The sequence below is a fragment of the Pseudocitrobacter corydidari genome, from assembly GCF_021172065.1.
Classification (GTDB): domain Bacteria; phylum Pseudomonadota; class Gammaproteobacteria; order Enterobacterales; family Enterobacteriaceae; genus Pseudocitrobacter; species Pseudocitrobacter corydidari.
Genome location: NZ_CP087880.1, coordinates 3,725,349 through 3,740,260, shown reverse-complemented (window position 1 = coordinate 3,740,260; position 14,912 = coordinate 3,725,349). Strand labels below are relative to the sequence as shown.

Sequence of the window (14,912 nt, the reverse complement as noted above, 5' to 3'; positions counted from 1 at the left end):
CCACTCCTGAATGGAGTGGCCTCAAAGATTGCAGACAACGTGCGCTTTGTTTTGCCGGATGCGGTGTGAACGCCTTATCCGGCCTACATTCAATAACTTGCAGAAAACCTGTAGGCCTGATAAGCGGAGCGCATCAGGCAATTCTCACTGATTACCCTGGAGTTCCCCGTAAGGCAGTGAATCGTAATCTTTTAAGCCGTTTTTCTTGTACGGGTTGCCAATCCAGCGCGTCATCGGCGTGAACTGTGGGCTGGTGATGGAACGCGTCGCATCATAACCGTCATAACTCAGCCCAGCTAAGTCGGACCAGGTATGAATCAGCTCCGAGCTGCTGTACTTGCGGTTAACGTCCTGCGAGAAATCACGCGGATGTGCCGCCTGCCATTTATCCGACGTCCACAGCATAAACGGTACGGTATACATGTGACGCGTCGGCGCCAGCTCGTTACGCCCTTGAATGTTGTGCGGCGGCGTGTCGTAAACCTCTTCACCGTGATCGGAGAAGTAGAGCAGGAATCCGTTCGGGTCCGTTGCTTTGTACTCGTTGATCAGGCTGGCGACAACGTGGTCGTTGTACAGGTTCGCGTTATCGTAGGCATTGTACTCATCCTGCTGTTCCTGCGATAACCCGGCAGGCAGATTGTCGGTTTTACCGTCAAATTTGCCCCATTTCTCCGGGTAGCGATACTCATACTTGATATGCGTACCCAGCAGGTGAACGATGATCAATTTCTTCGGTGCCGGGTCAGCCATCACTTCTTTAAACGGATCCAGCACGTTGGTGTCGTATTCGCGCGCGCTCTGCGTACGCTGCTGGTTCATATAGAACTGTTTGTCCGTTTGCTTCGAGAACACCGTCAGCATGGTGTTGCGTTCGGTCATCGTCTGCTGGTTGGTTATCCAGAACGTTTTATACCCGGCCTGTTTCATCATGTTCATCAATGACGGTTTGGTCAGGTAGAGGTCCGGGTTTTTCTCGTTTGCAAAGGTCAGCGCCTGTTGCAGGATTTCGATGGTATAAGGGCGAGACGTAACGACGTCGTTGAAGACGGTCAGGTTCTTATCGCTCTTATGCAGGGCATCGAGTTCCGGCGTGGTTTCACGCGGGTAGCCATACAGGCTCATACGACCACGTTGCGTCGATTCGCCAATCACCAGCACCAGCGTGCGCGGCGCATCGCCGGAGCTGTCTTTTAAATTCGCCAGTGGCGGTAATGCGTTGTTAGCGCTTAACAGCTTGTTCAGGCTGGTTAATTGCTGGCGATATTGATAGTAGCCGGTAATAAACTGCCACGGTGCGGCGGGCTCCATACGGGAGGCCATACCGTTCAGCGTTTTTTCCAGCGGTTTATCACCGACAACGCTTCCAGCCACAATAGGATTAAGAATTAGCCCATACAGCAGCGCAAAAGAGACCAGCCAGCGGCTGAGGTGTGGGATATAGACAGGCTTCAGTCTCGACCACAGGAAAATCGCCACCGCGGTATACGCCACCGCTGTTAGCACAATCTTCAGGCTGAAATACTGGCTCAGGTATTCGCTGGCTTCATTGGCGTTCGATTCGAACATAATGAACAGCACGCTTTGCGAGAATTCCTGCCCATAGATAACGAAGTAGCACAGCGTCGCCAGCGAGGCGGCCCACAGCACTATTCCGATAACGGCGGCAATAATGCGCGTTTTACTCGGAAAGAGAAAAATAGGGATCAGCCACAACGAGCTGAATAAAAGAGAGTCACGAAATCCGTTCGTACCGCTATAGCCCGTTAAAAGAATAATGGCCTGTAGCAGGGTAGAGAAAAACCAAAAGTAGAGCAGCGCCCAACCGAGGGCCTTCCAGCTAAACTTAGTTTCAGCCGGGGTAGTAGTGGAGAGCATAAATTAAGCCTGTCAGAATTCGTGGTGCCAACCGTAACAATATTTTATTAAGTGAACCTTAAGGTGCACTCCAGCCGTTATTGTTGCGGCAGTAAAAAATCACGTCGAGCACATTGATAGACAGAGCGAATATGAAAAGGTTTTGCGGCGAAATCAAAAAAAATAAGTGCGCTTATTTCGGCGTGAGCCAGCGCACTTATTTGATTGAGACTTAACTTAAATTGCTTAGCCGGTGTTACGCATACCTGCTGCAACGCCTGCGATAGTGACCATCAGCGCCTGCTCAACGTTAGGGTCCGGCTCTTTGCCTTCTTCTTCCGCCAGACGAGAGCGGTGCAGCAGCTCGGCCTGGAGCACGTTCAGCGGGTCGGTATAGATGTTACGCAACTGAATGGACTCGGCAATCCACGGCAGGTCGGCCATCAGGTGTGCGTCGTTGGCAATCGCCAGCACCACTTTGATATCGGCTTCCAGCAAGGTGCGAAGTTCTTCACCCAGACCCCACAGCTCTTTTTTCACCAGGCGCTGATCGTAATATTCTGCCAGCCACAGGTCCGCTTTCGCGAACACCATTTCCAGCATCCCCAGACGCGTGGAGAAGAACGGCCAGTCGCGACACATGGCTTCAAGCTGGCTCTGTTTGCCATCTTCCACCACTTTTTGCAGCGCCGCGCCCGCGCCCAGCCAGGCTGGCAGCATCAGACGGTTCTGCGTCCAGGCGAAGATCCACGGAATGGCGCGCAGGGATTCCACACCGCCTGTCGGGCGACGTTTTGCCGGACGTGAACCGAGCGGCAGTTTGCCCAGTTCCTGTTCCGGCGTCGCGGAGCGGAAGTAAGGCACGAAATCTTTGTTTTCACGCACGTAGCCGCGATACATCTCGCAGGAGATATCGGACAGCTCGTCCATAATGCCGCGCCACTCTTCTTTCGGCTCCGGCGGCGGTAACAGGTTCGCTTCGAGAATCGCACTGGTATAAAGCGACAGGCTGCTGACGGTGACTTCCGGCAGGCCGTATTTGAAGCGAATCATCTCGCCCTGTTCGGTCACGCGCAGGCCGCCTTTCAGGCTTCCCGGCGGTTGAGAAAGCAGTGCCGCATGAGCTGGCGCGCCGCCACGACCAATGGAGCCGCCACGACCGTGGAACAGCGTCAGTTCGATACCCGCTTTTTCGCAGGTTTTGATCAGCGCGTCCTGTGCCTGGTACTGCGCCCAGGAGGCGGCCATCACGCCCGCGTCTTTCGCGGAGTCGGAATAGCCAATCATCACCATCTGTTTGCCCTGAATAAAGCCGCGATACCAGTCGATATTCAGCAACTGAGTCATGACATCGTTCGAGTTGTTCAGGTCATCAAGCGTTTCGAACAGCGGCGCGACCGGCAGGGCAAAGGTAATGCCCGCTTCTTTCAGCAGAAGGTGCACGGCCAGCACGTCGGACGGCGTTTTCGCCATCGAGATGACGTAGGCGGCGACCGAGCCCACCGGCGCATCGACAATCGCTTTACAGGTATTGAGGACTTCGCGCGTTTCGTTGCTTGGCTCCCAGCTACGCGGCAGCAGCGGGCGCTTGGAATTCAGTTCACGGATCAGGAACGCCTGTTTGTCGGCTTCGGACCAGCTTTCGTAGTCGCCAATGCCCAGGTAGCGGGTCAGCTCGCCGAGCGCTTCGGTGTGGCGAGTGCTCTCCTGACGGACGTCAATACGTACCAGCGGCACGCCAAAACACTTCACGCGGCGCAGGGTGTCGAGCAGTTCGCCGTTGGCGATAATGCCCATTCCGCAGGCTTGCAGGGATTTATAGCAGGCGTAAAGCGGGTCCCACAGCTGTTCGTTCTGGCTGATTAATCCCGCCGGTTTTGGCAGGCGCTGGCCTTTCAGGCGCGCTTCCAGCCAGGACTGGGTTGCCATTAACTGGCTGCGAATGTTTTTTAGCAGATAACGATACGGCTCCTGAGCGCCTTCTTCGCCCACCAGGGCGCGCAGCTCGTCGGTACACTCGACCATCGACAGCTCGGAGATCAGCAGCTGAATATCTTTCAGGAACAGATCGGTCGCTTTCCAGCGGCTCAGCAGCAGGACGTGACGGGTGATTTCGGCGGTAACGTTCGGGTTGCCGTCACGGTCGCCGCCCATCCAGGAAGTAAAGCGAACGGGGACGAAATCGACCGGCAGGCGGTAGTTCAGGTTCTCTTCAAGCTGTTCATTAAGCTCGCGGAGATAATTTGGCACGCCTTCCCACAGGCTGTTTTCCACTACGGCGAAGCCCCACTTGGCTTCATCCACCGGGCTTGGGCGGTGCTTACGAATTTCGTCCGTATGCCAGGACTGCGCAATCAGCTGGCGCAGACGGCGCATCAACTGGTGACGTTCGTAGTCGGCGATATCTTTGTTATCCAGCTGCTTCAGGCAACCGTTGATTTCGCCCATTTTGTGGATAAGCGTGCGGCGCGTGATTTCTGTCGGGTGGGCGGTCAGAACCAGCTCCAGCGACAGCGATTCGACGGCTTTTTTAATGGTGGCTTCGGTGAGATTGGGTTGCTCTTTGAGTTTACGCAGCGTACGCGCAATCACTTCCGGGTTGCTCGCGGCTTCGCCTTTCGGCGAGATGCTGTGATACTGCTCGGCGGTATTCGCCAGGTTCAGAAACTGGCTGAAGGCACGCGCCACCGGCAGCAGTTCATCGTTGGAGAGGTTTTGCAGCGTTGTCAGCAGTTCCTGACGGTTGGCCTCATTGCCAGCGCGGGAGGACTTCGACAACTTACGGATAGTTTCTACACGGTCAAGAATGTTCTCACCAAGCGCATCCTTGATGGTATCGCCTAGCACTTTACCGAGCATACTGACATTACTACGCAACGCGGAATATTGTTCGTTCATGTTAACCCAGACACCCCATCTCATTTTATTTTGTTATACCCCAGGCTTCGGAACGCAAAGCCAGGATAAGCAACCTCCTTTATAAAGCCACGTAAAAACCCCCACGTCAATTGCTGCGAAATCGCTTCAGCAATCGAGTAAATCGCGGCAATTTACGAAATTTAATTCGCATCGTGTCAGATAAGTAATGCTTATGGAAATGTGCGTGCGGATGCCCTCATCACGGCCCTCTCCCACAGGGAGAGGGAGAAAATCGGGTCCCCTCTCCATTGAGGGAGAGGGTTAGGGCGAGGGGGGCATATCAATGCCAGCAGAAGTGATGCACAACCTGGGTGATCAATTCGCGCGTCGGCTTGATAAACCGCGTTTCCAGATATTCATCCGGCTGGTGGGCCTGGTTGATAGAGCCCGGTCCGAGTACCAGCGTTGGGCACAGGGTCTGGATAAACGGCGCTTCGGTGCAGTAGTTCACTACTTCGGTTTGTGCACCGAGCAGTTTTTCCACCACCTGAACCAGCTGGTGGTCTGGTGGGCATTCGTAGCCGGGAATCGGTGGGTGCAGTTCGGAGACGGTCAATCGGCCAGGCCACTGGGCGCTTACCGGTTCCAGCGCTTCATCCAGCAACCCGTTGAGATCGTTTAGCGTCATCCCCGGCAGCGGGCGAATATCCATATGCAGCTCGCAGCAGGCACAGATGCGGTTCGAGGCATCGCCGCCGTGAATGGCACCGAGGTTAAGCGTTGGGTAGGGCACGGTGAACGCCTCGTAGTGATAGCGCTCTTTCAGTGAGTCACGCAACTGCATCACGCGGCCAATCGCGTCGTGCATGATTTCAATTGCGTTGACGCCGCGCGCCGGGTCGCTGGAGTGGCCCGATTGCCCCATCACGCGAATGGCGCTGGAGATGTGGCCTTTGTGTGCGCGCACAGGCTGCAATGACGTCGGCTCACCAATGATGGCACAGTCCGGACGCAGAGCGGTGGTTTCGGCAAAGTAGCGCGCGCCTGCCATGCTGGTCTCTTCATCGGCGGTCGCCAGAATGTAGAGCGGTTTTTTCAGCGTTGATACGTCCACATCGCGCAGAGCGTCGAGGATAAAGGCGAAGAAGCCTTTCATGTCGGCGGTGCCCAGGCCGTAGAGTTTGTTTTCATGCTCGGTCAGGGTGAAGGGATCGCGCGTCCAGCGGCCATCGTCAAACGGTACGGTATCGGTGTGACCGGCAAGCAGCAGGCCGCCTGCGCCGTTTCCGGTGCTGGCCAGCATATTGAATTTATTGCGCGTGCCGGGAACCGGCTGAATTTCGACGTTAAAGCCTAACGCGGCAAACCAATCGCCGAGCAGAGTGATTAAAGACGCATTACTTTGATCAAGCGCTTCTTCGGTCGCGCTGATGGAAGGTGTGGCGATCAATGCACGGTAAATCTCGATAAATGGCGGTAAATTGTTTTTCATTGTTGACACACCTCAGGTCGTGATAGTATCAATATTCATGCAGTATTTGTGAATAAAAATACAATATCGTTGAGCGTAAGAAAACCCTTAAACCGTAGGGTAAAAGGCAAAAGACGCTCAACAGGGTGAGGAAGATAAGCATTCTTCCCAGGCATATGACGTAAGAAGGTGAACAGCCCCGATGTTGAATACGCTGATTGTAGGTGCCAGTGGCTATGCTGGCGCAGAGCTTGTGACCTATGTAAATCGCCATCCGCATATGAACATAACCGCTTTGACGGTCTCAGCGCAAAGCAATGATGCAGGAAAGTTAATCTCTGACCTGCATCCGCAGCTGAAGGGCATTGTGGATTTGCCGTTGCAGCCGATGTCGGATATCAGTGAATTCAGCGCCGGTGTGGATGTGGTTTTCCTCGCCACCGCGCACGAAGTCAGCCACGATCTGGCGCCGCAGTTTCTGGCCGCCGGTTGCGTGGTGTTTGACCTCTCCGGGGCGTTTCGCGTGAACAACGCGCCCTTCTACGAAAAATATTACGGCTTCACCCATCAGCATCCTGAATTACTTGAGCAGGCGGTGTATGGCCTCGCCGAGTGGTGCGGCGACGCGCTGAAAGAGACCAACCTGATCGCCGTGCCGGGTTGCTACCCGACGGCGGCGCAGCTCTCGCTTAAACCGCTGATTGATGCCGATCTGCTGGATCTCACCCAGTGGCCGGTGATCGACGCCACCAGTGGCGTGAGCGGCGCCGGGCGTAAAGCGGCGCTCTCTAACAGCTTCTGCGAAGTGAGCCTGCAACCGTATGGCGTGTTTAACCATCGCCATCATCCGGAAATTTCAACCCACCTGGGGGCGCAGGTGATTTTTACCCCGCACCTGGGTAACTTTAAACGCGGCATCCTCGAAACCATCACCTGCCGCCTGAAACCGGGCGTGAATGCAGACCAGGTGGCGACGGCTTTCCAGCAGGCGTATGCCCACAAACCGCTGGTGCGTCTCTATGACAAAGGCGTTCCGGCGCTGAAAAACGTGGTCGGTTTACCGTTCTGCGATATCGGTTTTGCCGTGCAGGACCAGCACCTGATTGTGGTGGCCGCGGAAGATAACCTGTTAAAAGGCGCCGCGGCGCAAGCCATCCAGTGCGCCAATATTCGTTTCGGCTTCGCCGAGACGCAGTCTCTTTTTTAAGGTGTGATGACGATGAATCCATTAATTATTAAATTAGGCGGCGTGTTGCTGGATAGCGAAGAGGCGCTGGAGCGTCTGTTTACCGCACTGGTGAATTATCGTGAGTCACATCAGCGCCCGTTAGTGATTGTGCACGGCGGCGGCTGTGTGGTGGATGAACTGATGAAACAGCTCAATCTGCCGGTGAAAAAGAAGAACGGCCTGCGTGTAACGCCTGCCGACCAGATTGACATCATCACCGGCGCGCTGGCGGGTACGGCCAACAAAACGCTGCTGGCGTGGGCGAAGAAACATGATATCGCCTCTGTGGGCCTGTTCCTGGGCGACGGCGATAGCGTCAAGGTGACCAAACTCGATGAAGAACTGGGCCATGTCGGCCTGGCGATGCCGGGTTCACCAAAACTCATTAACTTGCTGCTGGACGGTGGCTTCCTGCCGGTTGTCAGTTCAATTGGCGTGACGGCTGAAGGCGAACTGATGAACGTCAATGCGGATCAGGCGGCGACGGCGCTGGCGGCGACGCTGGGCGCGGATCTTATTCTGCTTTCTGATGTGAGCGGCATTCTCGACGGCAAAGGCCAGCGTATCGCCGAGATGACGGCGGAAAAAGCAGAGCAACTGATCGAGCAGGGCATTATTACCGACGGCATGATTGTGAAAGTGAATGCGGCGCTGGATGCCGCACGCACGCTGGGTCGCCCGGTGGATATCGCTTCATGGCGTCATGCGGAGCAACTCCCGGCGCTGTTTAACGGCACGCCGATTGGCACGCGGATTCTGGCTTAACTCTTTTTTCGCCCGATGGCGGCTGCGCCTTATCGAGCCTACACCGTAGGCCGGATAAGCGAAGCGCCATCCGGCATTGAAATTCAAAATAAGGAACAGATTTATGGCACTTTGGGGCGGGCGTTTTACTCAGGCAGCGGATCAACGGTTCAAACAGTTTAACGACTCTTTGCGCTTCGACTATCGCCTGGCGGAACAGGATATTACTGGCTCTGTTGCCTGGTCTAAAGCGCTGGTCACGGTAGGCGTGCTGACGGCTGAAGAGCAGCTGCAGCTGGAAGAGGCGCTGAACGTGCTGCTGGAAGAGGTTCGTGCGAACCCGCAGCAAATTCTGCAAAGCGATGCCGAAGACATTCATAGCTGGGTGGAAGGCAAGCTTATCGATAAAGTCGGCCAGTTGGGCAAAAAACTGCATACCGGGCGCAGCCGTAACGACCAGGTGGCGACCGACCTGAAGCTGTGGTGCAAAGATACCGTTGCGGAGCTGCTGTCGGCTAACCGTCAGTTGCAGAGCGCGCTGGTGGAAACCGCGCAGCAGAATCAGGATGCAGTAATGCCGGGTTACACCCACCTGCAACGTGCGCAGCCGGTGACGTTTGCTCACTGGTGTCTGGCTTATGTTGAGATGCTGGCGCGTGATGAAAGCCGCCTGCAGGATGCGGTAAAACGCCTCGATGTTAGCCCGCTGGGTAGCGGTGCACTGGCCGGTACGGCTTACGAAATCGATCGTGAACAACTGGCTGGCTGGTTAGGTTTTGCCTCTGCCACCCGCAACAGCCTGGACAGCGTTTCTGACCGCGACCACGTGCTGGAACTGTTGTCTACCGCTTCAATTGGCATGGTGCACTTGTCGCGCTTTGCCGAAGACCTGATCTTCTTTAATTCCGGTGAAGCGAATTTTGTCGAACTGTCTGACCGCGTGACCTCAGGTTCTTCCCTGATGCCGCAGAAGAAAAACCCGGATGCGCTGGAGCTGATTCGCGGTAAATGTGGCCGCGTGCAGGGCGCGCTGACCGGCATGATGATGACGCTGAAAGGTCTGCCGCTGGCGTATAACAAAGATATGCAGGAAGACAAAGAAGGCCTGTTTGACGCGCTCGACACCTGGCAGGATTGTCTGCATATGGCGGCGCTGGTGCTGGACGGCATTCAGGTGAAACGTCCGCGTTGCCAGGAAGCGGCGCAGCAGGGTTACGCCAATGCCACCGAGCTGGCAGATTATCTGGTCGCCAAAGGCGTGCCGTTCCGTGAAGCGCACCACATCGTGGGCGAAGCGGTGGTCGAAGCCATTAAACAGGGCAAACCGCTGGAAGCGCTGGCGCTGGCCGATCTGCAAAAATTCAGCAGCGTGATTGGCGATGATGTGTATCCGATTCTGTCGTTGCAGTCTTGCCTGGATAAACGTGCGGCGAAAGGCGGCGTGTCACCGAAGCAGGTGGCGCAGGCGATTAGCGATGCGAAACAGCGTTTGATTTAACGATTTTCCCCTCACCTTAACCCTCTCCCGAAGGGAGAGGGAACCGATCGAGCAAAGACATAAGATCTTAATCATTCCGCGGTCTAGCCCCTCTCCCTTCGGGAGAGGGGTTGGGGTGAGGGGTATTCGTACAAAAAAAATGCGGACCTGAGGGTCCGCAAAAGTTCACGTTGGCTTTAGTTATTTCGAGTTTGAGAGAAACTCTGCGAAACATCGCGGTGACTTCAAGGGTTAAGGAGGTACCGCTCCGTTTCTGTGTTGCATTATTGAACAGAAAGCTTGATAGGGATAATCGTTCATTGCTATTCTATCTATCGCCGCGAACTATCGTGGCAATGGAGGATGAATAATGAATATTCGTGATCTTGAATACCTGGTCGCGTTAGCCGAACACCGGCATTTCCGTCGGGCGGCAGACTCGTGCCATGTCAGTCAGCCAACGCTGAGTGGGCAAATCCGCAAGCTGGAAGATGAGCTGGGCGTGATGTTGCTGGAACGCACCAGCCGTAAAGTGCTTTTCACCCAGGCAGGCTTACTGCTGGTGGATCAGGCGCGCACGGTGCTGCGTGAGGTCAAAGTGCTCAAGGAAATGGCAAGCCAGCAGGGAGAGACCATGTCTGGTCCGCTGCATATCGGTTTGATTCCGACGGTCGGCCCGTATCTGTTACCGCACATTATCCCAATGCTTCACCAGACTTTCCCGAAACTCGAAATGTACCTGCATGAAGCGCAAACGCATCAACTGCTGGCACAGCTCGACAGCGGTAAGCTGGACTGCGCCATTCTGGCGCTGGTGAAAGAGAGCGAGGCGTTTATCGAAGTGCCTCTGTTTGATGAGCCAATGATGCTGGCGATCTATGAAGATCATCCGTGGGCCGAGCGCGAGCGCGTGCCGATGTCCGATCTGGCGGGTGAGAAGCTGCTGATGCTGGAAGATGGTCACTGTCTGCGTGACCAGGCGCTGGGCTTCTGTTTTGAAGCGGGCGCGGATGAAGATACGCATTTCCGGGCAACCAGCCTCGAAACGCTGCGTAATATGGTGGCGGCAGGCAGCGGCATTACGCTGTTACCGGCGCTGGCTGTGCCGAAGGAGCGTCGCCGCGATGGCGTTGTCTACCTGCCGTGCATTAAGCCAGAACCTCGCCGTACCGTGGGCCTTGTTTATCGTCCGGGATCACCCCTGCGCAGTCGCTATGAGCAACTGGCAGAGGCTATTCGTGGAGCGATGGAAGGTCACTTCGACGAGAAAGCGTTACCAAAGGCGGTTTAAGCCATTAAGCGCCGCTACCCGATAGGCTTCGGCCATGGTCGGGTAGTTAAAGGTGGTGTTAACAAAGTACTCGATGGTGTTACCGCCGCCTTTTTGCTCCATGATCGCCTGGCCGATGTGAATAATCTCCGCCGCGCGTTCGCCAAAGCAGTGAATACCCAGAATCTCTTTCGTCTCACGGTGGAACAGAATTTTTAGCGTTCCCACGTTCATACCGACAATCTGCGCGCGCGCCAGGTGTTTAAACTGCGCCCGACCCACTTCATACGGCACTTTCATCGCCGTCAGCTGTTGTTCGGTTTTACCCACAGAACTGATTTCCGGAATGGTGTAAATCCCGGTTGGGATGTCTTCCACCAGGTGCGCCGTCGCTTCGCCTTTTACCATCGCGTGCGCGGCAATGCGGCCCTGATCGTAGGCAGCAGACGCCAGGCTCGGATAGCCAATGACGTCGCCCACTGCGTAAATGTGCGGCAGCGCGGTCTGATACATGCTGTTCACTTTTAACTGACCACGGCTGTCACATTGCAGGCCGATATTTTCCAGCGCCAGTGAATCGGTGTTCCCGGTGCGCCCGTTGGCGAACAGCAGACAGTCGGCTTTCAGTTTTTTGCCGGATTTCAGGTGCATGATGACGCCGTCGTCCAGGCCTTCAATTTTCTCGTACTCTTCGTTGTGACGAATCACCACACCGCTGTTCCAGAAGTGATAAGAGAGCGAGTCCGACATTTCCTGGTCGAGGAACGCCAGCAGGCGGTCGCGGGTGTTGATCAGGTCTACTTTGACGTCCATTCCACGGAAAATGGAGGCGTACTCACAGCCAATCACCCCTGCGCCGTAGATAATGACGTGGCGTGGCTCGTGATGCAGGCTGAGGATCGAGTCGCTGTCGTAAATGCGCGGATGGCTGAAATCGACGTCGGCAGGGCGGTAGGGGCGCGAGCCGCAGGCGATGACGAATTTTTCCGCCGTCAGCGTTTCGACCGAACCGTCCGGGCACTCCAGCGCCAGCGTGTGTTCGTCAACGAAATGCGCGTTGCCCTGCAAAATTTCGCAGTGATTACGCTCATAAAAGCCCTGACGCATGCGAGTCTGCTGATTAATCACGCTGTCGGCATGGTTCAGAATGTCGGCGAAAGAGGAACGGAGAAGTCGGGTGTGGTCGCTGTAAAGGGGGTTCTGGTTGAATTCAATAATACGGCTAACGGCATGACGAAGTGCTTTTGAGGGGATGGTGCCCCAGTGGGTACATCCGCCGCCGACATTATGATAACGCTCAATAACGGCGACACGCGCTCCCTGTTTCACCAGACCCATCGCAGCGCCTTCGCCGCCGGGGCCGGAACCAATTACTATTGCATCATAATCGTAGGAATTTGGCATGGTAAGGCTTACCTGTTCTTATACATAAAAGCAACAGAATCATAACATCTTCACTGGGATAACCCAATTATCATTGTGCTTTTTTCATGCAAAAGAGCATAAATCGCCCGTAAACAATCATTCACAAAGCTATGTATACTCAAAATCATTCGAGTTTCGTCAAGGCGGCAAGGGAGAGAATCCCCAGAAGCTTACTGAAGTAAGCGACTGGGGTGAGCGAGCGCAGCCAACGCAGGAGAAACTTGAAGGATGAAGAGTATAAGTCGATTAGTTTTAATCTCTGGTATAGTGCCAACAAGGCATTTGGAAGGATTCAATCATCGTGATGGGCGTTAGAGCGCAACAAAAAGAAAAAACCAGGCGTTCGCTGGTGGAAGCAGCATTTAGTCAACTGAGTGCTGAGCGAAGCTTTGCCAGCCTGAGTCTGCGTGAAGTGGCTCGCGAAGCGGGCATTGCGCCAACCTCCTTTTACCGACATTTTCGTGATGTCGATGAACTAGGGCTGACGATGGTGGACGAAAGCGGCCTGATGCTGCGTCAGTTGATGCGCCAGGCGCGTCAGCGTATCGCTAAAGGCGGCAGCGTGATCCGCACCTCCGTATCGACATTTATGGAGTTCATTGGCAATAACCCGAACGCTTTTCGCCTGCTTTTGCGCGAACGTTCCGGTACGTCTGCGGCGTTTCGTGCTGCGGTCGCGCGCGAAATTCAGCACTTCATTGCGGAACTTGCCGACTATCTGGAAATCGAAAACCATATGCCGCGCGCGTTTACCGAAGCGCAGGCGGAAGCGATGGTGACGATTGTCTTTAGCGCAGGCGCGGAAGCGTTAGATGTCACGCCGGAACAGCGACGCCAGCTGGAAGAGCGGCTGGTGCTGCAATTGCGCATGATCTCGAAAGGTGCGTATTACTGGTATCGTCGCGAACAGGAAAAAACGACACATCATTCCGAATAAGGTGGAAGACGAGCAATGAAACAGTCAGGACAAGATAAAGGAACGCTGTTGCTGGCGCTGATCGCTGGCTTATCAATTAACGGAACTTTTGCGGCGCTGTTTAGCTCCATTGTGCCGTTTTCTGTATTCCCGATTATTGCGCTGGTGCTGACGGTGTACTGTCTGCATCAGCGGTATCAGAATCGCACGATGCCGGTGGGGTTGCCTGGCCTGGCGGCGGCCTGCTTTATTTTGGGCGTGCTGTTATACAGCACCGTGGTGCGCGCGGAGTATCCGGATATCGGCTCTAACTTCCTGCCAGCGGTGCTGTCGGTGATTCTGGTGTTCTGGATTGGCGTGAAAATGCGTAATCGGAAGCACGAGATTTCTGAATAGCGCAATGCTGTATGCCGGATAAGGCGCTGACGCTGCATCCGGCAATACAAAGGGTCTATTTCTTCGTCAGTAGAACGCCGCACTCCATATGGTGCGTATACGGGAACTGATCAAACAGCGCCAGGCGTTCCACATGATGGGTCTGGCTTAATGTTTCCAGATTCTGGCACAGCGTTTCCGGGTTGCAGGAGATGTACAGAATACGCGGGTACGCCTGCACCATTTTCTCGGTTTCGCTATCCAGCCCGCTGCGCGGCGGATCGACAAAAATCGTTTCGCACTGATAGCTTTTTAAATCAATTCCCTGCAAGCGGTTGAATTCCCGCACGCCGTTCATCGCCTGGGTAAACTCTTCCGCCGACATGCGAATAATCTGCACATTATCAATGTGGTTCGCCGCAATGTTGTATTGCGCGGCGGCGACGGACGGCTTGGCGATTTCGGTTGCCAGCACGCGGTCAAAGTTGCGCGCCAGCGCCAGCGAGAAGTTACCGTTCCCGCAGTAGAGTTCCAGCAAATCACCGGTTGAGTTTTCCGTGGCGTTGAGCGCCCACTCCAGCATCTGCACGTTCATTGCCGCGTTCGGCTGGGTGAAGCTGTTTTCCACCTGGCGGTAGATCATCTCTTTCCCGGCGACCGGCAGACGTTCGTCGATATAGTCCTGATCCAGCGCGATTTTCGTTTTCGTCGCGCGGCCGATGATATGCACATTCAGGTTCTGCGCGCGTAATGCATCGCGCAGCGCCTCCGCTTCCACACGCCACGCGTCGTCGAGTTTTTTATGGTACAGCAGAGAAACGATCGCCTGGTTGCTTTGCGTAGACAGATAATCAATCTGGAACAGTTTGTGGCGCAGAGCGTGGTTGTTACGCACGCCGTCCAGCATCGCGGTCATCAGCGTATTGATGAGCTCGCTGGCTGCCGGGAAGGAATCCACGCGGATGCGGCTTTTGGTCTGCTGATCGAAAATGATGTGATACAGGTCGTCCCCATCATGCCAGATGCGAAATTCCGCACGCATGCGGTAATGACTGACTGGCGAGCGAAACACCTCCGGAACCGGCGCGTTGAACGGGGCCATCATCGTTTGCAGACGGACCACTTTCTCGGCCAACTGCGCTTCGTATTGCTCGGTAGGAAGGTGTTCGGGGGTCATGATGCATCCTGAATAATAAAAGTACGCGGGGATTGTAGGGCCTGCTCAGGGGATGTCCAGCGATTGATGTTTTCCTGAATCGTGATGGCAGTCTGGACATCTGTATGTAACTA

Annotated in this window: 11 protein-coding genes; 6 read left to right on the top strand and 5 right to left on the bottom strand. The window is 55.0% G+C overall.

Annotation, left to right across the window (positions count from 1 at the left end; translation table 11 throughout):
* Positions 1-144: 144 nt before the first annotated feature.
* The 3 genes from G163CM_RS17355 to argE all read right to left on the bottom strand — a co-directional run bounded on the left by G163CM_RS17355 (position 145) and on the right by argE (position 6,208).
* The gene (locus G163CM_RS17355; protein WP_015966484.1) at positions 145-1,878 is read right to left on the bottom strand and encodes a phosphoethanolamine transferase CptA; all 1,734 of its coding nucleotides are present in this window, start codon (positions 1,876-1,878) and stop codon (positions 145-147) included.
* Positions 1,879-2,103: 225 nt separating this feature from the next.
* On the bottom strand, positions 2,104-4,755 hold the full coding sequence (gene ppc / locus G163CM_RS17350; RefSeq protein ID WP_231825749.1) for a phosphoenolpyruvate carboxylase: 2,652 nt from the start codon (positions 4,753-4,755) through the stop codon (positions 2,104-2,106).
* A gap of 301 nt (positions 4,756-5,056) precedes the next feature.
* Positions 5,057-6,208, bottom strand: coding sequence for an acetylornithine deacetylase (gene argE, locus G163CM_RS17345; protein WP_015966482.1), 1,152 nt, complete (start codon positions 6,206-6,208; stop codon positions 5,057-5,059).
* A gap of 181 nt (positions 6,209-6,389) precedes the next feature.
* Between argE and argC the strand changes: the two genes are divergently transcribed.
* From argC to oxyR, 4 genes are all read left to right on the top strand, one after another.
* Complete coding sequence (argC, locus tag G163CM_RS17340) at positions 6,390-7,394, top strand: N-acetyl-gamma-glutamyl-phosphate reductase (RefSeq protein WP_231825748.1); 1,005 nt, start codon at positions 6,390-6,392, stop codon at positions 7,392-7,394.
* A 12-nt stretch (positions 7,395-7,406) separates the two neighbouring features.
* Complete coding sequence (gene argB / locus G163CM_RS17335; RefSeq protein WP_015966480.1) at positions 7,407-8,180, top strand: acetylglutamate kinase; 774 nt, start codon at positions 7,407-7,409, stop codon at positions 8,178-8,180.
* A 103-nt stretch (positions 8,181-8,283) separates the two neighbouring features.
* Positions 8,284-9,657, top strand: a complete 1,374-nt coding sequence (gene argH, locus G163CM_RS17330) for an argininosuccinate lyase (RefSeq protein ID WP_231825747.1) — start codon at positions 8,284-8,286, stop codon at positions 9,655-9,657.
* Positions 9,658-10,006: 349 nt separating this feature from the next.
* Complete coding sequence (gene oxyR / locus G163CM_RS17325) at positions 10,007-10,927, top strand: DNA-binding transcriptional regulator OxyR (RefSeq protein WP_231825746.1); 921 nt, start codon at positions 10,007-10,009, stop codon at positions 10,925-10,927.
* Here oxyR and sthA read toward each other — a convergent pair.
* Positions 10,910-12,310, bottom strand: coding sequence for a Si-specific NAD(P)(+) transhydrogenase (gene sthA / locus G163CM_RS17320; protein WP_149464197.1), 1,401 nt, complete (start codon positions 12,308-12,310; stop codon positions 10,910-10,912). The two genes, oxyR and sthA, sit on opposite strands and share 18 nt — an antisense overlap.
* 322 nt (positions 12,311-12,632) lie before the next feature.
* On the opposite strand from sthA, the gene fabR reads away from it, so the two are divergent.
* Positions 12,633-13,268 carry an HTH-type transcriptional repressor FabR gene (gene fabR / locus G163CM_RS17315; protein ID WP_015966476.1) on the top strand — a complete coding sequence of 212 codons (636 nt, stop codon included), beginning with the start codon at positions 12,633-12,635 and terminating at the stop codon, positions 13,266-13,268.
* A gap of 15 nt (positions 13,269-13,283) precedes the next feature.
* The gene (locus tag G163CM_RS17310; protein WP_015966475.1) at positions 13,284-13,643 is read left to right on the top strand and encodes a YijD family membrane protein; all 360 of its coding nucleotides are present in this window, start codon (positions 13,284-13,286) and stop codon (positions 13,641-13,643) included.
* A gap of 55 nt (positions 13,644-13,698) precedes the next feature.
* Here G163CM_RS17310 and trmA read toward each other — a convergent pair whose 3' ends face one another.
* Positions 13,699-14,799, bottom strand: coding sequence for a tRNA (uridine(54)-C5)-methyltransferase TrmA (trmA, locus tag G163CM_RS17305; RefSeq protein ID WP_015966474.1), 1,101 nt, complete (start codon positions 14,797-14,799; stop codon positions 13,699-13,701).
* Positions 14,800-14,912: the final 113 nt, after the last annotated feature.